The sequence below is a fragment of the Streptomyces sp. NPDC091280 genome, assembly GCF_044768565.1.
Taxonomy (GTDB): domain Bacteria; phylum Actinomycetota; class Actinomycetes; order Streptomycetales; family Streptomycetaceae; genus Streptomyces.
This window is the reverse complement of sequence record NZ_JBIVUZ010000023.1, coordinates 37,224-60,838: the sequence shown is the minus strand read 5'-3', so window position 1 is coordinate 60,838 and position 23,615 is coordinate 37,224. Positions and strand designations below refer to the sequence as shown.

Below are 23,615 nucleotides of genomic sequence, written 5' to 3'. Positions count from 1 at the left end.
CGCCCTCCGGAGATATCCGCTCGGCGTGCCACCGGCAAGGGGCCGGGGCCTGACCAGTCGGCGGTGTCTTCCGGACAGCCTGGCCCGTTCCCCGCTTCGGCAGTAGCGGTCGGCGCCACGGTGTGCGCTCAGCGACAACTGCAGGACACCGGAAGTCAAGTTCGTGGACCCACGCGGCGTCCGGGTCTCCGATGCCCAGCTGCTGCGGGCCGCGTCCCGCGCCGTGGCGCTCGGCAGGACGCCCGCCTGGTGGGCCATGGACGGTGGTCTATCTCAACCGGGAGGGGCGACGGCAACCCGAATAGCTTGGTGTTCCGGACCGGGGAGTCTTCCTCGGCCTCCGTTCCCCGATGTACCGCACTCATTCCGTCGATTGCGGCGTAGTCTCCGAGGCGCGCTCGGCCTCGAACTGGACGGCGGCTGCCAGGTCCGGCTCCGAGTCGGCGATGTCTTCGTACAGCGAGGCACGAACCACATCTGGCTCAACGACACTGAAGCGCCCGACGTCATGGCGTGGATCCGGGTCGACGCAGAACCCGTGAAGATCGACGTCGAGGTAGTCGAACCGACACCGCTCCACCTCCGTCGAGCGACAACTGATTCACCCGGACAACCAGAGGTGGTGTCCCGCGCCAACCCCCACTGGATTCCAGCCGCCCGCAACACGTAACGTGAGCGGGCGGCGTTGTCTGCTCCGCCTCGTTGATAGGCGCGGCGTGCGGCCAAGGCCGAATTAGGGCGGTTTAACCAGTCCTGGAGTACTGCCAGTTGTCACACCAATCGGTCAGGCGCTGATGCGGCCACTACCGCCCAGGCTTGACGCCTGCTCCAGGGCGCTCCTGGCCCGAAATCTCTCCCCGGAACACGGGCGCACCTCCGACACCGCTGGTAACCCGGAGTAGACGACCGGACATCTCGCCCTCATCGTCCTCTAGGAACTCGACTACCAAAAGGGATTCGCCGTCGAAGGCCAGGTTCATCGGCCGGTCCCCCCGGCCGAGCGGCAGTGACCGGACCGAACTGCCGCCGGCTGCCACCACATCGAGCGTGGAAGAGCCGAAAGACGTGATCCACAGGCTGTCGTCCGCAGCCCACCGGATTCCGTGCGGAACATGCCCAGTGGGAAGCTGGGCGACAGTCTCCACCGTGCCATCGGGACGCCACCGGCGTACTCGGTCGAGGTACGCCTCGGTCCAGACGATCGAGCCGTCCGCGTGGGCCGCGATGCCGGCGGGGAAGGTGACGCCGGTGTCCACCACAGTCTCCGCGGTGCCGTCGGGAGCCAGCGCGATGATCCGGCCGTTCCCGCTGCGTTTGTCGCGCAGGTCCGCTTCCCACTCCCAGATGTGTGAGTCGGCGATCCAGAGCCGTCCGTCCGCGCCCCAGACGAGATCGTGTGGGGCGATAAGCGGGGCGCCGTCCACCTCTGTGAGAACGGTCTCGGCCTCCTCCGCTCCGATCCGCAGCCGCTGGATGCTGGGTTCGGTGGCGTCGTCGGCTACCCAGAAGTCACCGATGCGCCCACCGGTGTGTGCGAGATAGGCAGCCTGGTCGGTTCCTATCGCGACCGCGATCGGCCCGGAGGTGGTCTTGGCCAGTGTGTGGGCTCTCGCATCGGGGGACCAGCCGACGAGTCGGCCGTTGTTCGTGTCCACGCTGACGAACCGTCCGTCGGGCAGCAGGTCGCCGCCCTGTGGCATACCTCCGAAGGCGGATTCCAGCACTTCGACGGTCGACTCATAGGGGAAGGGAAGAGGCATCGGGGATATTCTCCTTGCGTCAATAGTCCGTCAGGTGACGGCGGCACGGTCCAGCGCTCCGCGCAGGACAGGGGCTCCGGCCGTTCGGCACGGAACACGCTTGAGCTGTCCCGGGCGGTAGCCGTACGGGTTTTCGTGCTCGGTGAGTCCGAAGTCGATGACGTACAACTCCCCTTCGCCGAAGGCGAAGTTGATCGGCACGCCGCCAAGGACGACCTCGTGCAGGGGTGTTCCGTCGCGGGCAATGACGTCGATGCCACCCGCCTCGAAGTTGGCAATCCACAGGTTGCCGTCGACGTCGGCCTTGACCGCTTCCGGGGTGTGCCCTTCCGGCAGTGTGGTGATGTGCTCCGTCAGGCCTCCGGGCAGCAGGCGGCAGACCCGGCGGGTGTAGGACTCGACCCAGACCACGGCGCCGTCGGATTCGGCCAGGACGCCGTTGGGGAAGGTGGGACCGAGTTCGAGGGCGACTTCGGCGCGCAGACCAGGGCCGATCACGTAGAGGTATCCGGGGTCACCAGGTCCGTCGGGGTCCCAGCGGCCGGAGTCGGTGATCCAGAGCCGGCCGTCAGGGTCCCATGCGAGGGAGTTGGGCGCGGTGAAGGCGAGGCCGTCGGCCTCAGTGACCAGCACCTCAACGGCGGTGCCGTCCGGGCTGATCCGCTGCAGGGAGGGTGGTACGGTCCGGGGCGCGATCCGTCCCTGCCCGTCGTGACCGCTCTGGGTGACGTAGACGTGGTCGTCGCTGCCGAAGAGGCAGCCGTAGGGGCGGCCACCCGGTACCGCGAAGGTGGCGAGCAGTCCGTCGGGGTAGCGGACGCAGATACGGCCGCTGTCGGTCTCGGCGAACAGCACCCCACCGTCCAGGAGGAGTTCGGGGGTCTCAGGGTGTCCGAGGAGGTCGGCGAGGATCTCAGGCCGGGGCAGCGTCAGTCGGGGCAGTGTCACAGGAGCACCTTCAGTAGCCTGCCGGTCATCTGAGCGGCTTCGGGTTCCGATTCGTCGAAGGAACCGAGGTCCGTCACATAGAGGGCCCCGTCGGCGAGGACACAGTTCAGTGGCAGACCGCCGGTGGGGACGAAGTCGGTTTGTCTGCCGTGCCGGTCGAGCACGACGACGCCTTCGGCGAAGAGGCCTGCGATCCACAGGGTGCCGTCCGGTCCGATTTTCAGGCACTCGGGCAACTGCTCCTCGGGCAGCGTGCACAGGACTTCCGGCCGACCGCCCGGCGGCAGTCGCATCACCCGGTTGGTGTAGCACTCGGCCCAGAGGACGGCTCCGTCGTCGGCCACTGCGATTCCGCTGGGAAACGTGTGGCCGGTGTCCAGGAGTGTACGGACGGCCCCGTCGGGGCCCACGGCAATCAGCCGTCCTGAGTCGGGGCGCGCATCGGCGTCCCAGGTGCCGGAGTCGGTGACGTACAGCGTCCCGTCGGAGCCGAGGGCGAGGTCGTGCGGCGCGAGGAACTCCGCTCCGTCCGCTGCGGTGGCGATCACTTCGGGTTCGTACGATCCAGGGAGCAAGCGTACGACGGCGGGCGGGCGTTGTTCGGGCGAGCGCCAGGCGCCGGCCTGGCCACCGTTCTGGGTGAAGTACAGGGAGCCGTCCGGTGCCGCAAGGACGGCGTTCGGACCGCCGCCGACTGCTGCGAGGATGGTGATCCCTTCACCCGGACGATGCGCTGCGATGCGGCCGGTGTAGGTCTCGGCGAAGACGACCGAACCGTCTGCCAGGACGTCTGGGCCCTGTGGGTGACCGAGTCCCTCGGCGAGCACGACTGGGGAACTCGTCATCAGGCCAGCCACAGGTCGGCGTAGCGGTACAGGGCCAGCCCGGACAGATCCGGCTTCAGCCCGCCCACTTTGTCGCTGTGGCCGTCGAAGGCGTCGTAGAAGCCGGTGATGATGTAACCGCCCCGGTCAAACTGGATCTGCTGCATACGGTGCGCCAGGTCCTTCTGCTTGGTCGGGTCAGTCTCGGCGACAGCCTGGCGGTACAGCGTGTCGAACTCGGCGTCCTTGAAGTGGACGAAGTTCGTCGTCGAAGTCGGTGCGTCGCTGGACTGACAGGTGTAGAAGTAGTCTGCCGGCGAGGTCAGGTTCGGGGAGAACAGCCAGTTGCCGTAGTTCGGGCCGTAGAAGGTAGCCTGATCGACCTTGTTGACAGTGATAGTCACGCCCGCCTTCTTAGCCTGGGCGGCGAACGCCTGACAGAGACTGACGATCCCGGCGCCCAGGTCCGCGGTGGTCAGGGTGACGTGCAGATCCTGCGCGCCGGCCTGCCTGAGCAGTGACTTTGCCTTGTCGATGTCCTGTGTGCGTTGCGGAAGCGCGGAGTTGTAGAGCGGGTCGGACGGAGAGTAGAGGTCGTTGGCGATTCTGGCGTGCCCGAGGTAGGCCGCTTCGTTGAGCGCCTTGCGGTCCACGAGGAGGCGGAATGCCTGGCGGACCCTGGGATCGTTGAACGGTGCCTGGTCCGTGCGCATCTGCAGAGGCACGAAACTGTTGGTCTCCTGGTGCAGGAGACTGACACCAGCCTTTCCCTGTAGTTGCGGCAGAAGCGAGAACTCGATGGTGTCCGCCCCCATCACCTGGCCGGAGACGAGCGCGTTGACGCGACTGTTCTCGTCGGCGAAGTCGATGAGCGTCAGGCCGTCGAGGTAGGGCTTGCCGTGCTGCCAGTAGTTCTGGTGGCGGGTGAACGTGGTCTGCCGTCCGGGCTCGAATTCCTTGAGGACGAAAGGGCCGGTGCCAACCGGCTTCGCCGGGTTGTAACCGACCGGGATGATCGGAATGAATGTCGACAGGATCTCGGGCAGATTGGTCAGACCCGACTTCAGCTTGAGCAGGACGGTCAGGTTGTCGATCTTCTTGCTGTTCACGAGGTCCAGGTCCGCCAGGGAACCGGCGTAGGCGGCGGCCGTCTTCGGATCCAGCAAGGTCTTCAACGAGTACAGGACATCTTCGGCGGTCAGCGGCTTTCCGTTGTGGAATTCCACTCCAGCCTTGATCTTGATCGTCCATTCGTCCGCGGTCTTGTTCACGGAATACTCGTCGACGAGTTTCTTCTCGATCCTGTAGTCCGCGGTCGGATACCACAGGGTTTCGTACATCGCGCTGAAGCGCCCGAAATCTGAGGCGGAGTTAATCACAAAGGCGCTTAGACTGTCCTTGGAGCTGCCACCGGATATTCCGTGGACAAAGGTACCGCCGCGCTTGGGGGCTCCGGTCGGGCCGCTCGATCCCATTGAGGGGGATCCGCTCGATCCTGCGCACGCAGCGAGCATTCCGCCGCCGAGCAGTGTGGCCCCGCCCAGCATTCCGGTTTTCAGGAGCCGTCGTCTGCTCAGTTCCATTGAGGCCTCCACCATGGGGAAATACCGATTCGTGACGAAGCATCCCAGCGGGACTGCCAGTGCTGTTGTCCGCCGGTGCACAGTTCTTGTCTCTCAGGTCACCGTGTCCGGTGACGCCCGCCCGGCACCTGATCAACGTGGTGGAATCGAATAGACCCACCTGCGAGAGAAGGGAATTCCCATGGGCACGGAGACGCATACGGAAACCAACGTGGACATCGAGGCCGTCCGTGCGGTGATCGAGCTGTACGTGACGGGCGTTTCGGCGTCCGATGCCGAGGTGGTTGCCTCTGCATTCCGTCCCGACGCCCGCATGTGGGGATATCTGGGCGACCAGTTGGTCGTGGCCCCCATCACAGAGTTCCTGAACGTCGTACGCGAGACCCCGGATCCGGGGAGCTGGAAGGATTCGTATTCCCACCGCATCCGTTCGATCGACGTCACCGGGAACGCGGCGGCGGGAGTCCTGGAGGAGACCGGCTACATCGGGGCCGACTTCACCAACTACTTCACGCTCGTGCGTGAGAACGGCACGTGGGCGATCGCCAGCAAGACATTCTTCCTCAGCGGTGGCGACGTACCGCCGGCTCCCTGACGGAACCGACGGCGGCCGGACGATGGCGTCCGGCCGCCGGGGCCTCAGGAGAGGACCAGCCGCGGCGAGTTCGCTATCAGCGAGCGGGTGTACTCGTCCTGGGGACGATCCAGGACTTCCGCCGTGGTTCCCGACTCCGTGGTGCGTCCGCCGTTGAGGACGACGACGCGGTCTGCCACGGCCCTTACGACTCCCAGGTTGTGGGTCACGAACACCAGGGCCAGGTCCTTCTCGGCGCGCAATTCGTCCAGCAGCCTGATGATCGCGGCCTGCACAGAGACGTCGAGTGCCGAGGTGATCTCGTCGCAAACCAGCACTTTCGGTTCGCACAGCAGGGCACGCGCGATCGCTGCCCGCTGGCGTTCGCCACCGGACAGATCCCGGGGGCTCGCGTGAGCCAGTCGTCGGGGCAGTGACACTTGGTCGAGCGCGGCCTCGACACGTTCGCGCGCCTCGGCCCTGGTCGCGCCAAAGAAGTGTTGGACAGGGACTTGCAGGCTCTGTCCGATGGTGTGCCGCGGGTTGAGGGAGCGGTACGGGTTCTGGAAGACGTACTGGAGTGTGCGCCGCTGCTGCGCGCTGCGTTCACGAGCCCTGGGCGCGAGGGATTCGCCGAGTAGGCTGATCGTGCCGGCGTCAGGGATGACCAGGCCCACCAGCGACCGTGACAGTGTGGTCTTGCCGGACCCTGACTCCCCCACCACGGCCAGGCACTCGCCAGCCGCCACGGAGAACCCGGCGTCCCGTACGACGGCTGCCCCGCCGTAGCCGACGTTCAGGCCCCTGACTTCCAGTAGCGGCTGACGGTTGGCCGTCGGTTCGGCCCGGGAGTCCGGCTCGCCCACGATCCGGGGTGGTGCGTCGAGTTCGGTCACGCGCGAGCAGCGGACAGCGTGTCCTGCTTCCAACTCCGTTAGTTCGGGGGCCTGTTCGCCACAGGTCGGCTGGTGGAAGGCGCAGCGCGGCGCAAAAGAACAGCCCGTCGGCCGCTCGCCGGGGGACGGCGCATGTCCGGGTGCCAACGCCAGCTTGCGCCGCTCGGCGACATCCGGAATGGCCGCGAGGAGCGTCCGGCTGTAGGGGTGACGGGGCGTGGCGAACATGGCCTGGGCCGAGGAGGACTCTACGATCCGCCCGGCGTAGAGCACGATGACCCGGTCGGCCAGTTCCTGAACCACGGCAAGGTCGTGGGTGACATACAGGGCTGCGGTGCCGTGACTGCGACACAGTTCCCGGACGGTCTCCAGTACATGTGCCTGAGTGATGACGTCGAGGCCTGTGGTCGGCTCGTCCAAAACGATCGCCTTCGGGCGCAGCACGAACGCCAGCGCCAACGCCAACCGCTGCTGCTGCCCGCCGGAGAGCTGATGCGGGAAACGGGCGAGGAAGTGGTCGTCGCTCGGCAGCTTCACCTCGTCCAGCACCCGTGTGATTCGCTCTGTCAATTCGTTCTCGCTCACGCCGGGTTCGTGCACGGTCACGACCTCGCGGAGCTGGATCCCGATACGGTGAGCGGGGTTCAGTGCCGCGCCGGGGTCCTGCGGGACATAGGCGACCAGACGGCCGCGGGCGCGGGTTAGGGCCGCCGGATCGAGGCCGAGGACGTCCACGTCGCCGACTACGACACGGCCTGCGGTGATCCGCGCGCCCTTGCGTGCGTAGCCCAACAGTGCCGATCCGACGGTTGTCTTGCCGCTGCCGGACTCGCCCACCAGGCCGACGATCTCGCCGGTGTCAAGGGCGAAGTCGATGTCGCTGACGACATCGACGCCACTCGACACCAGTTCGATCCGCAGCCCTGAGACCTCGACCGCGTGCCGTGCCTGTGCGGTCGCCTGTCCTTCCGTGCTTGTGCTGGTCATGCGTCGTTCCTGTCCGTGAGGCCGGTCATACGGCGGCTGATGCCCTCACCGAGCGTGTTGGTGGCGAGAGTGAACAGGGCGATCAGCAGCACCGGCACGACCGTCGCCCACGGCTGGAAGCCCAGTCCCGCACGGTTCTCGTTGACCATCAGGCCCCAGTCCGCCTGTGGTGCCTGGATCCCGAAACCGAGGAAACTCAGACCGGCGATCACGCCGATCGACCAGGTCAGAATGGCTCCGGTCTGCACCACGAGCGGGCCGACGATGTTCGGGAGGATCTCGCGCAGCAGAATGCGCGAGCGGGGGACGCCCATCATCTCGGCCGCCTCGACGAACTCCTGCTCCACTGTCTGCAGCGTGACGCCACGTACGAGACGTCCGACGGTGGGACTCCAGCCGAGCGCGACCAGCGCCACGATCAGCAGCGGACTGTGTCCGAGCAGGGAAACGAAGAGCAGGACGAACACGATCTGTGGGAAGGCCAGCAGAACGTCCATCAGCCAGACGATGATCCCGCCGACATAACCGCGCGCGTAACCGGCCACCAGCCCGAGCACAGTGCCCAGAGCAACCCCAAGTGCCGTGGTGGCGACCGACATCCACACCACGGACCGGCCGCCGGCGAGGACGCGGGAGAGGACGTCTTGGCCCAGGTAGTCGGTACCAAGCGGAAGTCCGTTGCCGGGCGGCCGGAACGGCGCCCCCACGATGTCAGCGGGTGCATGCGGTGTCAGAAACGGCCCGAGGAGGGCGAGCAGGACCAGCACGCAGCTGCCCACCGCTCCCACCAGCAACTGAGTGTTGCGGCCGATGCGGTGGGAACCAACGTCGGGCACTGTCGGGGCTATGGTGATGTTGGCGGTCGTCATCGCGGGCCCCTGGTGCGCAGCTTGGGTGTCAGATACACCGTGAGGATGTCGGCGAGTAGGTTGAACACCACGACTCCTGCGGAGAAGACCAGGGTGATCGCCTGGATCATGGGCATGTCCCGGAAGGACACCGCATCGTTGAGCGCGCCGCCGAGACCTGGATAGGTGAAGACGTACTCGACGACGACCACACCGCCGAGGAGATAGCTGAGCATCAGCGCGGTGCCCTGCACCGTGGGCACCAGCGCGTTGGGCAGTGCGTGGCGCCAGACGATCCGTCGTTCCGGGACGCCACGCAGTCGCGCCATGGCGACGTACTCCGATTCGAGGGTCTCGATCACCGAGGCCCGGACCATCCGGGCGAGGAACGGCGTGGTGGTCAGCAGCAGCGTGAGACAGGGCAGGACCAGGGCGTCGGGATGCGCGAAGGGGTTGGAGCCGGGCGGGATCAGCGAGGCGGACGGGAACCAGGCGACCACGGTGGTGGACAGCAGGATCAGCACGAAGGCGCCGATGACGAAGTCCGGGAGGGCCATCAGGCCGACCAGGACGGTACTCACGGTGCGGTCGGCGAACCGGTCACGCCGTACGGCCAGCGCGATGCCGATCGCGACCGACAGCGGGACCATGAGCACGGCGACCACCAGGAGCAGGCACAGGGAGTTCTCCAGACGGTCCGTCAACAGTGACGTCACCGGCCGCTGCGAGGCGATGGACTGACCGAAGTCACCCCGGACCGCATGGCTGAGCCACTGCCAGTACTGGCTGGGCACCGACTGGTCCAGATGCAGCTTCGCCCTCAGCTGGGCCACGAGCTCCGGTGTCGCCTGCTTGCCGAGAATGGTCCGGGCGGCGTCTGAAGGCAGCATCTGGGTCGCGAGGAAGATCACGGCCGACACGGCCAGCAGCACGAGCAGTCCGGATCCGGCGCGCTGGGCGATCCACCAGTGCCGGGACTGTCGGAGCCGACGCCTTGACGGGCCGGCCGTACCACCGGCCGTCTCGGCGGCCACGGTTTCGAGCATGGTGGACCTCCTAGAGAGCCACGGTTTTCCCAGGACGGGCGCGGCGTCCGCGCCCGGCGTTACTTGACAGCGGCAAGTACCTGATTGGTGGTGCCGATCTCGCACAGCACCGAAAGGCCGAGGGACAGCGCGCTGTCGTGCCACTCGCGGCTGATGGAGCAGAGTCCGTCGCTGGCCAGGACGATCCGGTAGCCCAGGTCGGCGCCGAAGCGGGCTGTGCTCTCCACCGACAGGTTGGTCCAAGTGCCTGTGAGGATCAGCGTGTCGACGGCGGCGGCCCGCAGCACGATGTCCAGCTCGGTTCCGGTGAAGGCGCTGACTCTCTCCTTGAAGATCACGATGTCATCCCCTACCGGTTCGAGTCCTGGCAGGATGTCCATGCCCGGGTCGCCCGCCTGGAGGCTTGGGTCGTCGACGAGCTCGCGGAACAGGTCGGGCAGCAGGCCCTGAGGCCGGGCTCCCTTCGCGCTGCGGTGGTGCACGTGAATCACCTGGAGTCCGGCCGAACGGGCCATCTCCAGCAGGGAGACGATGTGCTCGACGACGTTCTGTTCCAGCGCGTGGACTCCAGCGCCGTCCGTGGCGCTTGGGCCAGCCACGCTTTCGTGCATGTCGAGCACGAGCAGGGCGGTGCAGGCGGGATCGATGGGCTTGAGGTCGCTCATGTCTAGTTCTCCTCGTCCGGCCTGTCCGGACCGCGGCTCAGTGGTAGTGGTTCATGGCGGTCTGGCCGCCGTCGACGGCGATCGTGGCGCCGGTCAGGAACGTGGGTGCCTCGGTGACGAGGTAGCGCACGACGTCGGCCACCTCGGCGGGGTCCGCGGCGCGGGACATGGGGTTCATGTGCCGTAGCCATTCGGCGTCCACCGTGTCGACGAAGTCGGAGATCATCGGTGTGCGGATCCAGCCCGGCGCGATCGCGTTCGCGGTGATGCCGTACGGCGCAAGGTCCACCGACAAACTGCGGGCCAGCGAGTGGACGGCGGCCTTCGCCGCGTTGTAGTGCGCGAGTCCGGCATCGCTGACCATGCCGCTGACGGACCCGACCAGGACGATCCGGCCACCACCTTGGGCCTTCATCAACCGGGTGGCGTGCATGCAACTGAGGGCCGCTCCGTTGACGACGACGTCGATCATCGAGTGCCAGTCGGCCGGATCGAGCTCGTCGAACGGTGCGACGTGCAAAGCCGCGGCAGCGGTCACCAGGGCGTCGATCCGCCCGTGCCGCTCGGCCACCTCAGCGAACAGTGCGTCCACGTCGGCCGGCACACCCACGTTGGCCGTGACGCCGGTGACCGTGACGTCCGGAGCGCTCTTCCGCAAGTTTTCCACCGCTTCGGCCAGGACTTCGCTGCGGCGGCCGGCGATCACGATGTGATGGCCGCGCCCGGCCAGTGCCTCGGCGACGGCGAAACCTATGCCCGTCGCACCACCGGTCACGACGGTCACGGGGGTGTCGGATCGGGCTGTCGTATGGCTGCTGCCGGTCATGCACGTCTCCTGCACTGTAAGTTGGTATGCGTGACGCATGTCAGGGACGAGGGGGAGCGAGCCGCGGCTCATACGGCTCCGGGAACCTGCTGTCGCTGATCTCCGTGCCGATGGCTCCGAAGGCGAACGCGCTCAGCGAACCACCCTCCTCGCCGAGCATCGAGGCGTAGGACCGCATGGTGGAAAGATTCAGAACCATCACTGCGCCGATGGGCAGGGCCCGTTCGCCAAACGCCAGCAGGTGGACGTCGTCGCGGATCCCGTACATCACGCAGGGATCCACCTCGGCCTGCTGGAATTCCTCACCCGCCAGGCAGTGCCACACGTACCAGTTTTCGTTGAGGTAGATGTGCTCGTAGACGTCGGTCGGACTGTATGCCCACATGATGCGGCGGCCCACCAGTTCCCGTGACGGCGTGAACCTCGTGTCGCTGGGCGAGTCCACCAGTGCGCCGTGCCGAAAACGCTGTCCGACCTTCGGCTCGCCGGGAACCTTCGTCTCTCCGATCTTGCTGTCTATGGCCAGCGCCCTGCCGTCCTCCAAATCGAGGATGACGGATCGGGAGCGGCAGCCATCGAGGACGGCCTGCGCCCGCAGGAAGTACAGGTTTTCGGCGACCTCGAAGACCTCGTACACGTGCTCGGGTCTGCCCGAGGTGCTGCCGGACGAGTCGACGCCGTGCATTCGCTCGCGCAGATCAACAACGATCTCGCCACCGTCGTCAAGACCGATGACGAGTCGGCGTCCACGCAGTGCCTCGCTCTCGCCCGGCTTGTTGGTGAGGAAGGTGTCGCCGAGCCCCAGCGCGGGACCGCCGGTGTCGTCGTTTTCGGGTGAAGTGCTCATGGCCTCATGTCTAGTCGGCGCGGCCACCAGGGGTCTTGTCCGCCAGCGTCCATCACTTGCGCAACTCGGCACGAGGTCACGTGCTGTTCCGGCTTGCTCACCAGCAACGTCGGGACTAAACCGTCTCGCCCGTCAGCAGCAGTGGCGGGGTGTACCGGCCGGGACGTCGAGGGTCGGGTTGCGGGCGAAGAAGTCCACCGGTTTGAGAATGAATCCCGCGTGGTCGACAGGCATGACCGGCCAGTCCTCGGTGCGGGGGAAGTGGGTCAGGCCGAAGGTGTGCCACAACACGATGTCCTGGCCGTCGATATCGCGGTCGGCGGCGGCATACGTGGGGAGTCCCGCTCGGCCTGGATGCTGGTTGACTAGGTCACCGGCTGGATACCGCTCAGCAGGATCGAAGCGGGTGACCCACAAGTGCTTGGCGGCGAAGGTCGCACGCTTGTACACGGAGGAACTCGGATCAGCGAGCAGAACCGGCTGCCCCTCCGGGTGAAGCGCGTAACCCACCGGCCGGCCCAGACGGTTCTTGTGCTCCGGGTTGACGATGTGCCAGGTGCGGGCGCGCCCTGGGTGGGCGAGACGCTGGGCTTCGGACTCCCGCGCGAGTCGGGTGCGGGCGAGGGTGAAGGCGTTGCCGTACGGGTTCTCTGGGCCGAGGGGCAGGGCTCGCGCCTCCACTTCGTCGACGGCGTTTTTCATGCCGTCGACTGTCATGTCCAAACGGGCGCAGAACAGGTGCTGGTGGTAAGGGGCGCCAAGGCCGGGGGCCAACTCGGAGGCGTAGGTGTGGTTTTCGCCGCTGGGACCAGGCAGGGCGGACGTGAATGGGATGCCGGTGGCTTTGGCCTCCAACTGGATGGCGCCATCCAGATACAGGTACCAATAGAAGCCGTAGTCGTAGTTGCCGATCGTGGTGAAGAACGAGATCACCATACGGCGCTGGCGACGAGTCTCGGCCGTTCCGGTCCACATCTCGTTGTGCTTCCACAGGACACCGTGGTCCTCTTCGTGGAGGCAGATGGCATTCCGGATGCGTTGCGGTTGGCCGTGCTCGTCGGCCAGGACGGCGTCGAGGTACGTGATGTCGCCCAGGCAGTCGCAGCCCAGTTCGAGGGAGTTGGTGTAACGGGCGAAGAGGTATTCTCCGGCGTCGAAGTAGTTCTGCCAGGAGCGGACCGGTGACGGGTCCGCGTAGGGAACGACCATCTCGGCGACCGAGGCACGGTACAGGATCGGCCGCTCGATGTCTCCGTCACGGAACGACAGCTGGTGCAGCACGAGGCCTTCCCTGGCATCGAACCCCAGCCGGACGCTCCAGTTCTCCCAGCGCAGGACGTCGCCTTCCAGGTGAAAGCTCGGTCCCTCGGGCTGGGTGATCTCGATGGGTTTCAGAGTGCGGCGAGTTGGCCCAGTGAAAGCGAGGTCGTCGATGTTCGCGCACTCCTCGGGGACCGGCACCACCCCCGTGTCAATGATCCGAACGACCTCCCGAGCGATCGTGTCGACATACGCGACTAGGCCGTCGACGGGATGGGCCCACGGATTGTCCCGGACGTGGTCCTGACGGAACGCCAGGGTGTGGAGGATCCGTCGGCCCTTTTCGTCGGGACGGTCGTAGAAGCCGGCGGACAGCGGCGCCACCCGCACCCTATGGGGCGTCAGGCTTCGTGCGGCCAATGCTGCGGACCAGTCGGGGTGCGCGGCGAGGATCTGCTCGACGAGGCTGAACTCCTCGTCCAGGATTGGCAGGCGCCCCTCCGTTTCGGGATCGGGTTCGCGTATCGATTCGACCACATCGTCTGTGAGCGCGACGACGACGTCGTGCGAGCGGCCGTCCGCCGTGTCGAGCAGGAAGACGCGCACACGGCGCTCGAGGCGCTCACCCGGAACGTGGTCGAGCACTGCCTGCTTCGGCGGCTCTTCAAGACCCACGTACACGAACCGGACACTCTTTCTCAGCAGTCCTTCTCGTTCCAGCACTCGGCGGGCGGCGCGTATGTCCGTCTCGGTCAGCCGGTCGAGCGGGTGTGGCGGAGCGGGATCTATGACAGCGGGCACGCGGGTTCTCCTTGAGAAGTACTTGGCTCCGTGCTCAACGGAAAGCGGCGGCCGCTCTGGCGCCGGGTGCAAGGCGCGCTCCGATACACCTGTCGACCGAGAAGCGGCCGGCGCCAGTGCACACGAGGCTCGCCGCCATACAGATCAGGACCAGATTGATCTCCCAGCCGCCCGACGCTTTCTCGGCGAAGAAGCCGTTCTCCCAGTTGGTCAGGATGATCGCGAGGAACATGTCGACTGCGAGGAGGGCGGCGGTCGGCCTGGTGAGCAGACCGACCGCTACGGCTGCTCCGCCGCCGAACTCGACCAGACCTGCTGTCACCGCCCACAGCGCTCCCGGGTGCGCCCCGAGCGAGGCGAAGTAGTCGCCGGTTCCGGTGATTCCGCCCCCGCCCAGCCAGCCGAAGAGCTTCTGGGCGCCGTGGGCGATGAAAACGATCGCCAGTCCGGCACGCAGGACGGCGGGAGCGGCGATGAGTGTCCGGGGATCGGTCGTGGCAGGGAAAGATACGGACTGGGGCGAGAGCTGAGGCGCCATGCGGCGTATCCCTTCGGCGAGTGGTGGGCAGCGCGGTGACCCACGCTCAGCCCAGGTGCATCCAGACGCCCTTGACCTCCGTGAAGACATCGAGGGCGTACTTGCCCATCTCGCGCCCCCACCCACTGGCCCCGAAGCCGCCCCAGGGCGCGGCGCTGTCCGGGATGGGCAGCATATTGACGAACACCGCGCCGGCCCGGATGTCGGCGGCCATGCGGTGGGCGGTTGCGAGGTCTTTGGTCCATACGGCGGCTGCGAGGCCGTAGTCGGTGGCGTTGGCGCGGTCTGCTAGTTCTTCCGGGTCGTCGTAGGCGAGGACAGGCAGCACGGGGCCGAAGACTTCGTCGCGGACGATCGCCATGTCGTCGTCGACACCCGCGAACACGGTGGGCCGGTAGAAGTTACCGGACGCCAGTTCTCCGTCAGCCTTCGAGCCCCCGGTCACCAGCTGGGCACCGGCCCCCACCGCAGCACGAACATGTGCGTCGACGCCAGCCAGGTGCTCGGGGCTGACCAGGGGACCGAGTTGGGTCTGCGGGTCGATGCCGGGGCCCAAGCGCAGGCCAGCCATGGCCGTGGCGAGCTTCTCCGTGAACTCGTCGATCCTGTGCCGGTCGACGTACACGCGCGTGTAGGCGGCGCAGACCTGTCCGCTGTTGAGCAGGGCACCCTGGAGGTTGCCCGCCACTGCGGCATCGATGTCGGCGTCGGCGGCGACGATGCTTGGTGCCTTGCCGCCGAGTTCCAAGGTGACCCGCTTGAGGTTCCCGGCGGAGGCCCGGACGATCTCCCGGCCAACGGCGGTGGACCCGGTGAAGGAGACCTTGTCGACGCCCGAGTGGGCAACCAGCGCCTTACCGACGCCAGGACCGCCCGTGACCAGGTTGACGACGCCAGCGGGGATCCCGGCTTCTTCGATGAGTTCGACCAGCCGCACCGTGGTCAACGGCGTCTGCTCGGCCGGCTTGACGATGACCGTGTTACCGCAGGCCAACGCGGGGGCGATCTTCCAGGAGGCGATCATCAGCGGGAAGTTCCACGGAGTGATCAGCGCGCACACACCGACCGGCTCCCGCCGGGTGTAGTGCAGGGTGTCGGGGAAGGACACAGGGGTTACGACGCCCTCGATCTTGGTGCACCAGCCGGCGTAGTAGCGGAAGTGTTCGGCGGTGGTCGCGACACTGACGCCCTGGGCGACCCCGAGAGGCTGGCCCTGGTCGCGGGTCTCCAACTCGGCGAGTTCGTCGGCGTGTTCCTCGACCAACTCGGCCACCCGCCACAGAAGGCGGGCCCGTTCGGCGGCCGTGATCCCCGACCAGGAGCGGGCGGACAGTGCCTTGCGGGCAGCATCGACGGCTGAGTCCACCTCACTCGGGCCGGCCTCCGCGAATGTGCCGATGGGCTGTCCGGTCGCCGGGTCGAAGCTGGTGAACTCCTTCCCGCTGGCCGCCCCGGTCCACTGTCCGCCGATGAACAGCCGACCTTTAACCTGGTCCATGGTGGTGCCCCATTTCCTTGGCCGATGACGCCTGCCTTCGTTGGCGGGCGTAAGGCGCGGGAGCCGCGCCTTCATGACCAGGGTGGCGATTTGGGACTGGGGCATCTTGTCCCTGAGGGAACAGCGGTTGTCCGCGTCCGCTCACTCCTTAAGCCAGGTCTCCATGGCCGCAGAGAGGGTGACGCCAACGCCGGGCTGGCTGGTGACGCGGTACTCACGGGGGCTGGTGCCGTAGGCGGACCTGAAGATCCGGCTGAAGTGCGCGGCGTCGGCGAAGCCCCAGCGCGCGGCGATGACGCCAACAGGGCGAGCTAGCTGCAAAGGGTCCCGCAGATCCCGGCGACAGTGCTCCAGACGCCGTTCACGAATCCACGAGGAGACCGTGGTGCCCTCGTCCCGGAAGAGTTTGTGCAGATAGCGGGTCGAGATGAAGTGTGCAGCCGCGACGGTGTCTGCACATAGGTCGTGATCGCTCAGGTGGGCCTCGATGAACGTTGCTATACGCATCATGAGGGCCCTGCGCCCCGTTGCCGGGCACGGCAACTCGGTGCCCAGGTGTTCGGCGAGCAGTGTCACCAGCAGGTCCACGATGTTGTCGGCCAGCCGTAGGCTGCCCGGGTTCTCGTACTCGTCCAGGTGGTCTGCCAACTGGAGCAACAGCGGTGACACAAGGGCGCCAGTGCCCTGGCGCCCGGAGACTCGGACAGCGGTAAGCCGGGCAACGTCTTCGGCAGGAAGTCGCAGTTGCTTGCGAGGAAGCATCAGCACCAGCTGACGGTAGCTGTCGTCGAAGGCGAGTGTGTAGGGCCGGGTGGTGTCGTAGATCGCGAAGTCGCCCGGGGTGAGCGGGGCCTCGCGGCCGTCCTGGGTGAGCACGCAGTATCCGCGCAGTTGCAGACCGAGCTTGAAGTAGTCCTCGTCGGCTGCGGCAATGGTCCGCGGGGTGCGGTGCACGCGGTGGGCGGATGCTGCGATCTCGGTCACCTGCAGTTCACCGAGACGTAGCGTACGTAGTTCACCATGGAAAGGAGCTTCGCCGGGCTCGGCGCGCAGAGGAACGAAGGTGTCGCAGACGACGCTCCGCCAGAAATCGAACCGTTCGGCGGTCGGCAGGTCTGCTGTACGCAGGGCCAGAGTCATGGTGCCTCCGATGGAGATGGCCTGCTGATGCAGCCAGGCTGCACCAGCAGGCGGAATCTGCCAAGGCCGGACCGGTCACGGTTGGCGAACGTGCACCCGAGCCCGATCGCCGTCCGGCCATCCGTTCGTGGTCAGCCGACTCGCTCCGTCACAGCCTGCGCCCCATCAGCCTGGGCCAGCACTCGGCTCGCGCGGGTGCGGCCGGTGAAGACGAACGAGGCGAGGAACCCGATCCCCAGGACGGCCAAGGCCGCGTAGGGGGCGTAGATGGTCGGAGCAGGAACTTTGTAGAGTGAGCCGAAGATCGCGCCGCCGGTAACGGCGAGGCCGAGGAGACAGGCCACGGCTTTCTGCCACAGCGGAGTGTCGATGACGGGCGACAGCACGGCGATCGAGAGCACCGCGTAGGTGATGGCCAAGCCGAATGCGCCGAAGGCGGACAGCCAGGAGTACATCGCGAAGTAGTGCGGCAAGCCCGGCACCGCGAACAGGCCGCCCCAGGCTGCAGTCAGTACGATCCAGGTCGCGTAGACACCGATGACCACGGCGTTCCCGCCAAGGGGCGTCTTGCGGGTCTTGGCGATGGAAGCGAGCTTCTTGGGCAGGCGATGGTCGCGGCCCATCGCGAAGAGGCCTCGGGCACCGGACACAGAGACGCCGATGTACACGGCCGCCATATCGAGAAGGATGATCAGCTCGACGAGGCGGCGCAGCGCCTCCCCGCCGATGCCTCCGCCCGCCTTAGGCCCGGCGAGCATGGTGACCAGGCCGGCCGCGGGCGCGGGAGCGGAGCCGTTCGCCTTGCCGATCGCGTCCAGGTCAAAGTGGAAGCCTACGACCTGCGCGTAACTGCCCAGCAGGTAGAAGCCGAAGGCGGCGAGGATCGCGAACAGGACGGCCTTCGGCACGTCGCGCTTGGGATGTTCGGTCTCCTCGGCGACGTTGGCCGCAGCCTCGAAGCCCGTGAACAGCAGGACACCGTAGAGCACCCCGAAGAAGATGCCGCTCCAGTGGGTCGGCGAGCTGGACGGTTCGAACGCCTTGACGCTGTTAGCTGAGCCCGACTTGATGATCACATAGACGAAGAACAGCGTCAGTACGCCGATCGAGATCATGGCGAGCACGAACTGCGCCCGAGTGGACAGCTGTACACCGATGTGGAGGACCAGCCCGAGGAGCACCAGCAGGAGCAGGTTCCAGCCCCAGTCGGGCAGCAGGGAGTGACCGAACTCTGCATGTAGCAGGTCGTGGATGGTCCCGCCGATCAGTACCGCGATACCCGCGCCTAGGATAATGATACCGGCGTAGTAGACCCACCCGGCGGCGACACCGATACGTTCGCCCAGTCCCTCGGCGATGTAGTCGTACAGGGATCCGGCGGACCGGATCCGCTTGGTGAACTGCACGACGGTCCAGCCCAGACCCAGCATTCCGATCGCGGCGACAACCACCGCCAGGGGCGCGGCACCGCCAGCGCCGTTGCCGCTTGCCGTGATGATGCCCGCGACCAGAGGAACAATCGCGGCGACCGAGAAGACCGGTCCCATGAATCCCACAGACTGGGCAACCACGTCGAGCAGACCGAGCTTGTGACCAGTTCCCAGTTGCTCGTATCCGTTCGGGGAGTCCCCGGTTCGCTGTTCCACTGCCGCTCCTCGGGCCGGTTTGATGGGTGCGGCCACTGTGCCTGCGCCTGGCGTTGAGGTCTTGTCCTGGAGCGCTCAGGACTTGTCGGTGCGCGTCACAGCCGAAGGCGTCGGTCGCACACGGTCAACGGGTGTGCGGCCCCATCCAAGTCCGCCGGGGTTCGGCCTCCGCAGACTTTGAGTATGTCCGACCGCCACGTTTTCATCATCACCGGAGCCGGTACCGGCATCGGTGCCGCGACCACTCGGCTGCTGACCGACTCCGGCCACCATGTCGTCGCCTCCGGCCGGCGCGCCGAGCCCCTGAAACGGCTGGCCGAGGAGACCGGCGCGCTGCCGTTCGCGGCGGATGCGGCAACCGAGGAGGGCGTGACGGCCCTGGTAAACGCAACCCTTGCCGCCCATGGACGACTCGACGGGCTGGTGTTGAACGCTGGCGTCATGATCGCTGGCACGGCGCTTGAGACATCGCCCGACGACTGGGACACGGTGCTTCGAACGAACCTCACCGGGCCCTACCTTCTGGCGCGGGCGGCGCTGCCGCACTTGCTCTCCGCCCGAGGCTCGGTTGTCGCTGTGTCCTCTGTTGCCGCGCTGCGGGCGCCCACTGCATCGGCAGCCTACGCGGCGTCCAAAGCGGGTCTGGCCATGCTCACGCAGAGCCTCGCCGTCGATCACGGTAGACAGGGGCTGCGCGCCAACGTCGTCTGCCCCGGCTGGGCACAGACCGAGATGGCAGATCAGGAGATGGACGAGTTCTCCGGAGGGCGGGACCGCAAGGAGGCGTACGCGGAGGTCACCCGGCTCGTCCCCCAGGGGCGAGCCGCCTATCCAGTCGAGATCGCCCAGGCCGTGGCCTGGCTGCTGTCTTCCTCCGCTTCCTACGTCAACGGTTCAGTGCTGGCCGTGGACGGCGGGGCGATCGCCGTCGACGTCGGTACCAGCGCATACGGCTTCCGTATCGAACCTCGCACCTGACCTGCAGCCGCCCGCAACGCTCGGAGACCTTGATGCCCCATCCCCTCGACGTGACCCCTGGCAAGGTCATCGCCGTCCATCTCAATTACCGAAGCCGGGCTGCCGAGCGCGGCCGGATCCCTGACCAGCCGTCCTACTTCCTCAAGCCGTCCACCTCCCTCTCCGGGAGCGGCGACCCCCTAGTACGGCCGCATGGATGCGAGCTGATGTCCTTCGAAGGCGAGATCGCACTCGTCATCGGCGAACGTGCGCACCGGGTGCCGCCCGCGCGTGCCTGGTCCCACGTCCGCTGGGTCACGGCCGCCAACGACGCCGGCGTCTACGATCTGCGATACGCGGACCGCGGATCCAACCTGCGGTCCAAGGGATCCGACGGCTATACCCCGATCGGCCCCGCGCTCTTGGACGCGCTCATGGTCGCGCCGGACACACTGCGGCTGCGCACCTGGGTCAACGACAAACTGGTGCAAGACGACACCACCGACACTCTGCTGTTCGACTTCGCCCACCTGGTCGCAGATCTCTCACGGACGATCACTCTGGAACCCGGTGACGTGATCCTCACCGGGACACCGACCGGCGCGGGCGTGGTCAAACCAGGCGACGTGGTCGAGATCGAGGTCGATGGGGTCGCCCCGGATTCAGGCAAACGTCTGAGCACTGGTCGGCTGGCCAACATGGTCATCGAAGATCCGGCGCCACTAGCAGAGTACGGCGCGATGCCCCGCCGATCCGAGGAGGACTTGGCCGCCGCCCACGGTCGGCCGTCCCTTCCGGGGCTGTCGACCGATCAGCGTGTGGCCCTGACCCGTCTGTCGGTGGCAACCCTCGCCTCCCAGCTGCGTAAACGCGGGCTCAACGGCTTTTTCATCGACGGCGTCCGGCCCACCCGGCCCGACCTGAAACTCGTCGGCACTGCCCGGACTCTGCGCTATTTGCCCCTGCGCGAGGATCTGTACGCCCAGTACGGCGGCGGAATGAACGCTCAGAAACGGGCGGTGGAATCTGTATTGCCCGGCGAAGTGCTGGTCATGGACGCCCGGCAGGAGGCTGACGCCGGAACCATCGGCGACATCCTGGCCCTGCGAACTCTGCTACGGGGTGCGGCGGGGGTCGTCACCGACGGTGGGCTGCGCGACAGCGCCGCAGTCGCCGCTCTGAACCTGCCCGTCTACTCGTCCTCCGTGCACCCTGCCGTCCTAGGTCGCAAGCACGTGCCGTGGGACACCGACGTGGCGGTCTCCTGCGGCAACACGCTCGTCCAGCCCGGCGACGTCATTGTCGGCGACGCCGACGGCGTGATCGTGCTGCCGCCACACCTACTGGACGAGCTGATCGCGGACAGCGAGGAGCAGGAACTGCAGGAGGCCTTCATCACCGAGCAGGTCACCCGCGGCGCCTCGGTCAACGGTCTGTATCCCATCGGACCGGACTGGCAGGACGAATACCGCGCCTGGCGCGCCGGCCACCTGGACGACAGCACACGTAAGGAGAAGCACGCATGAAGTTCCGCAGCGACCCCTCTCTCATCCGCGGGTCACTGGCACCCGTCGTCACTCCGTTCACGAACCACGGCGGGGTGGATCTCGACGGCCTGCGCACGCTGGTGCGCTGGCAGATCGATTCCGGCTCGCACGGTATCTCCCTGGGCGGATCCACCGGCGAGCCGAGCGCCCAGAGCGTCGCCGAGCGGATCGCTGCCATGCGCGCGGCGGCCGAGGTGATCGACGACCAACTGCCGTTCCTGCCAGGCACCGGGTCCGCCAAACTGGAGGAGACTCTGGAGCTCACAGCGGCGGCGCAGGACCTGGGCGCGGACGCGGCGCTGGTCATCACCCCGTACTACGCACGTCCGACGCAGGACGGGCTCTACCGCTGGTACGCCACCGTCGCGAAGGAATTCCCGGACCTCCCCCTGGTCGTCTACAACGTACCCTCGCGCACCGCAGTCGACATCGCCCCAGAGACCGTGGGTCGGCTCTTCCGCGACTTCGACAACATCGTCGGAATCAAAGAGACCACCAAGGACTTCGAGCACTTCTCCCGCACCTTCCACGCCTGCGGCAAATCCCTGCTGATGTGGTCCGGGATCGAGCTGCTGTGCCTGCCGCTGCTCGCCCTTGGTGGCGCCGGCTTCATCTCGGCGCTGACCAACATCGCGCCCCGGGCCGTCTCCCGCATGTACGAACTCTGGGACGAGGGCGATCACGAAGGTGCACGGGATCTGCACTACCGGCTGCACCCGCTGGTGGACCTGCTGTTCGTCGAGACCAACCCTGCCCCGGCCAAGTGGGTGCTCAAGGAAGCCGGCCTGTTGGCATCCGGCCATGTCAGGCCCCCGCTCAACGAGCCGACCGCAGGCGGCCTGGACAGGATCAGGGCGCTCCGCACGGCTGGTGCCGACCTGCTCGACTTCGATTTCTGACAGCTCCGAGGACTCGCGATGACACTCACACCCGCCGACCTGCCGAAGGCTATCCGCCACTACATCGACGGCACCCTCAGCGACTCGGCCGACGGCCGTACCTTCTCCAACGCCGACCCGGCGAGCAATGACTCCTACTGCGAGGTCGCCTCCGGCGGGCCCGCCGACATCGCGGCCGCTGTCGCCTCCGCGCAGCGGGCATTCGAGCACGGCCCGTGGCCCCGGATGAGCCCGCGCGAGCGCGGACGGATACTGAACCAGGTCGCCGATGCCATCGAGTCCCGTGAGGACCTGCTGGCCGAATGGGAGTCTTTCGACACCGGGCTGCCCATCACCCAAGCCCGTGGCCAGGCCCGCCGCGCCGCCGAGAACTTCCGCTACTTCGCCGACCTGATCAACGCCCTACACGAGGACGCGTTCCGTACATCAGCGCAGATCGGATACGTGGTCCGCAAGCCCATCGGCGTCGCAGGCCTGATCACGCCGTGGAACACACCATTCATGCTGGAGAGTTGGAAGCTCGCCCCCGCCATCGCCTCGGGCTGCACAGTCGTCCTCAAGCCCGCCGAGTTCACGCCGCTCACCGCGTCGCTGTGGCCGCAGATCATGGAGGAGGCAGGTCTGCCGCAAGGCGTCTTCAACCTGGTCCACGGCATCGGTGAAGAGGCTGGCGCGGCGCTGGTCGAGCACCCTGACGTACCTCTGATTTCCTTCACCGGCGAGACCACCACCGGGCAGACCATCATGCGTTCCGCAGCCACCGGGCTGAAGGGTTTGTCGATGGAGCTCGGCGGGAAGTCGCCCTGCGTCATCTTCGCCGACGCAGATCTCGACGCCGCCGTGGACGGCGCACTGTTCGGCGTCTTCTCGCTCAACGGGGAGCGCTGCACGGCCGGTTCGCGGGTCATCGTCGAAGCCTCAGTCTACGACGAGTTCGTGGCCCGGTACGCCGAGCGGGCCGCGCGCGTGCGGGTAGGACTGCCCCGGGATCCGGCCACGGAGATCGGTGCGCTGGTCCATCCAGAACACTACGAGCGGGTGCTCGGCTATGTCGCCTCCGGCAGTGAGGAGGGCGCCCGGCTGGTCGCCGGAGGGGGGCGTCCGGCCGGGCTGCCGGAGGGCAACTACCTGGCCGCCACCGTCTTCGCCGACGTCACACCACGGATGCGGATCTGGCGCGAGGAGATCTTCGGCCCCGTCGTGGCGATCACATCCTTCGAGGACGAGGCCGACGCCGTGCGACTGGCCAACGACACCCGCTACGGCCTGGCCGGCTACGTGTGGACCAGCAACCTGAAGCGTGGACACCGCGTCGCCCAGGCGATGCAGGCCGGCATGGTCTGGCTCAACTCGCACAACGTCCGCGACCTGCGCACCCCGTTCGGCGGTGTCAAGGCCTCCGGCCTCGGGCAGGAGGGCGGCGCCCACAGCATCGACTTCTACACCGACGCGCAGATCGTGTCCGTCGCCCTCGGCGACACCCACGTCCCCCGCTTCGGCGCCCGGCTGGACCAGGAGGCCTGAG

General features: G+C 67.0%; 20 protein-coding genes. 5 read left to right on the top strand and 15 right to left on the bottom strand.

Going from position 1 to position 23,615, the window contains the following annotated elements; translation table 11 throughout:
• Nucleotides 1-803: 803 nt before the first annotated feature.
• Genes ACIQPR_RS45845 through ACIQPR_RS45830 form a run of 4 tightly spaced genes read right to left on the bottom strand, consistent with a single transcriptional unit; the run spans nt 804 to nt 5,115 of the window.
• Entirely contained in the window at nt 804-1,760 is a 957-nt protein-coding gene (locus ACIQPR_RS45845) for an SMP-30/gluconolactonase/LRE family protein (RefSeq protein WP_403662605.1), read from the bottom strand.
• A 30-nt stretch (nt 1,761-1,790) separates the two neighbouring features.
• Nucleotides 1,791-2,708: an SMP-30/gluconolactonase/LRE family protein gene (locus ACIQPR_RS45840; protein WP_403662602.1), complete on the bottom strand. Its 918-nt coding sequence runs from the start codon at nt 2,706-2,708 to the stop codon at nt 1,791-1,793.
• Nucleotides 2,705-3,553, bottom strand: a complete 849-nt coding sequence (locus ACIQPR_RS45835) for an SMP-30/gluconolactonase/LRE family protein (protein ID WP_403662599.1) — start codon at nt 3,551-3,553, stop codon at nt 2,705-2,707. Before ACIQPR_RS45835 ends, ACIQPR_RS45840 begins: the two co-directional genes overlap by 4 nt.
• Nucleotides 3,553-5,115: an ABC transporter substrate-binding protein gene (locus ACIQPR_RS45830; RefSeq protein ID WP_403662596.1), complete on the bottom strand. Its 1,563-nt coding sequence runs from the start codon at nt 5,113-5,115 to the stop codon at nt 3,553-3,555. The genes ACIQPR_RS45835 and ACIQPR_RS45830 overlap by 1 nt, the downstream gene beginning before the upstream one ends.
• A 181-nt stretch (nt 5,116-5,296) precedes the next feature.
• Here ACIQPR_RS45830 and ACIQPR_RS45825 point away from each other — a divergent pair, with 181 nt between their 5' ends.
• Complete coding sequence (locus ACIQPR_RS45825; RefSeq protein WP_403662593.1) at nt 5,297-5,710, top strand: nuclear transport factor 2 family protein; 414 nt, start codon at nt 5,297-5,299, stop codon at nt 5,708-5,710.
• A gap of 44 nt (nt 5,711-5,754) precedes the next feature.
• Here the strand turns inward: ACIQPR_RS45825 and ACIQPR_RS45820 are convergent, their stop codons facing one another.
• The 11 genes from ACIQPR_RS45820 to ACIQPR_RS45770 form a co-directional block, all read right to left on the bottom strand.
• Nucleotides 5,755-7,572: an ABC transporter ATP-binding protein gene (locus ACIQPR_RS45820; protein ID WP_403662590.1), complete on the bottom strand. Its 1,818-nt coding sequence runs from the start codon at nt 7,570-7,572 to the stop codon at nt 5,755-5,757.
• Complete coding sequence (locus tag ACIQPR_RS45815; protein WP_403662587.1) at nt 7,569-8,441, bottom strand: ABC transporter permease; 873 nt, start codon at nt 8,439-8,441, stop codon at nt 7,569-7,571. The genes ACIQPR_RS45820 and ACIQPR_RS45815 overlap by 4 nt, the downstream gene beginning before the upstream one ends.
• On the bottom strand, nt 8,438-9,466 hold the full coding sequence (locus tag ACIQPR_RS45810; RefSeq protein ID WP_403662584.1) for an ABC transporter permease: 1,029 nt from the start codon (nt 9,464-9,466) through the stop codon (nt 8,438-8,440). Before ACIQPR_RS45810 ends, ACIQPR_RS45815 begins: the two co-directional genes overlap by 4 nt.
• Nucleotides 9,467-9,525: 59 nt before the next feature.
• Nucleotides 9,526-10,131, bottom strand: coding sequence for a cysteine hydrolase family protein (locus tag ACIQPR_RS45805; protein WP_403662581.1), 606 nt, complete (start codon nt 10,129-10,131; stop codon nt 9,526-9,528).
• Between the two features lie 37 nt (nt 10,132-10,168).
• Nucleotides 10,169-10,957, bottom strand: coding sequence for an SDR family NAD(P)-dependent oxidoreductase (locus tag ACIQPR_RS45800; protein WP_403662578.1), 789 nt, complete (start codon nt 10,955-10,957; stop codon nt 10,169-10,171).
• A 40-nt stretch (nt 10,958-10,997) separates the two neighbouring features.
• The gene (locus tag ACIQPR_RS45795) at nt 10,998-11,831 is read right to left on the bottom strand and encodes a MoaF C-terminal domain-containing protein (protein ID WP_403662574.1); all 834 of its coding nucleotides are present in this window, start codon (nt 11,829-11,831) and stop codon (nt 10,998-11,000) included.
• Between the two features lie 105 nt (nt 11,832-11,936).
• Nucleotides 11,937-13,865: a primary-amine oxidase gene (locus ACIQPR_RS45790; protein WP_403662571.1), complete on the bottom strand. Its 1,929-nt coding sequence runs from the start codon at nt 13,863-13,865 to the stop codon at nt 11,937-11,939.
• A gap of 34 nt (nt 13,866-13,899) precedes the next feature.
• A complete protein-coding gene (locus ACIQPR_RS45785) occupies nt 13,900-14,403 on the bottom strand; it encodes a DoxX family protein (RefSeq protein ID WP_403662568.1) in 504 nt (167 codons plus the stop codon).
• A gap of 46 nt (nt 14,404-14,449) precedes the next feature.
• Nucleotides 14,450-15,901: an aldehyde dehydrogenase family protein gene (locus tag ACIQPR_RS45780; RefSeq protein WP_403662565.1), complete on the bottom strand. Its 1,452-nt coding sequence runs from the start codon at nt 15,899-15,901 to the stop codon at nt 14,450-14,452.
• Nucleotides 15,902-16,042: 141 nt separating this feature from the next.
• Complete coding sequence (locus tag ACIQPR_RS45775) at nt 16,043-17,041, bottom strand: helix-turn-helix domain-containing protein (RefSeq protein WP_403662562.1); 999 nt, start codon at nt 17,039-17,041, stop codon at nt 16,043-16,045.
• Between the two features lie 131 nt (nt 17,042-17,172).
• Nucleotides 17,173-18,687, bottom strand: coding sequence for an APC family permease (locus ACIQPR_RS45770; protein WP_403662559.1), 1,515 nt, complete (start codon nt 18,685-18,687; stop codon nt 17,173-17,175).
• Nucleotides 18,688-18,870: 183 nt separating this feature from the next.
• Between ACIQPR_RS45770 and ACIQPR_RS45765 the strand changes: the two genes are divergently transcribed.
• Genes ACIQPR_RS45765 through hpaE form a run of 4 tightly spaced genes read left to right on the top strand, consistent with a single transcriptional unit; the run spans nt 18,871 to nt 23,614 of the window.
• Nucleotides 18,871-19,665, top strand: coding sequence for an SDR family NAD(P)-dependent oxidoreductase (locus tag ACIQPR_RS45765; protein ID WP_403662556.1), 795 nt, complete (start codon nt 18,871-18,873; stop codon nt 19,663-19,665).
• 32 nt (nt 19,666-19,697) lie between these two features.
• Nucleotides 19,698-21,170 (top strand): fumarylacetoacetate hydrolase family protein, encoded by a 1,473-nt coding sequence (locus ACIQPR_RS45760; RefSeq protein ID WP_403662553.1) that lies wholly within the window; start codon nt 19,698-19,700, stop codon nt 21,168-21,170.
• Complete coding sequence (gene dapA / locus ACIQPR_RS45755; protein ID WP_403662551.1) at nt 21,167-22,090, top strand: 4-hydroxy-tetrahydrodipicolinate synthase; 924 nt, start codon at nt 21,167-21,169, stop codon at nt 22,088-22,090. The genes ACIQPR_RS45760 and dapA overlap by 4 nt, the downstream gene beginning before the upstream one ends.
• Before the next feature lie 18 nt (nt 22,091-22,108).
• Nucleotides 22,109-23,614: a 5-carboxymethyl-2-hydroxymuconate semialdehyde dehydrogenase gene (hpaE, locus tag ACIQPR_RS45750; protein ID WP_403662548.1), complete on the top strand. Its 1,506-nt coding sequence runs from the start codon at nt 22,109-22,111 to the stop codon at nt 23,612-23,614.
• Nucleotide 23,615: the final 1 nt, after the last annotated feature.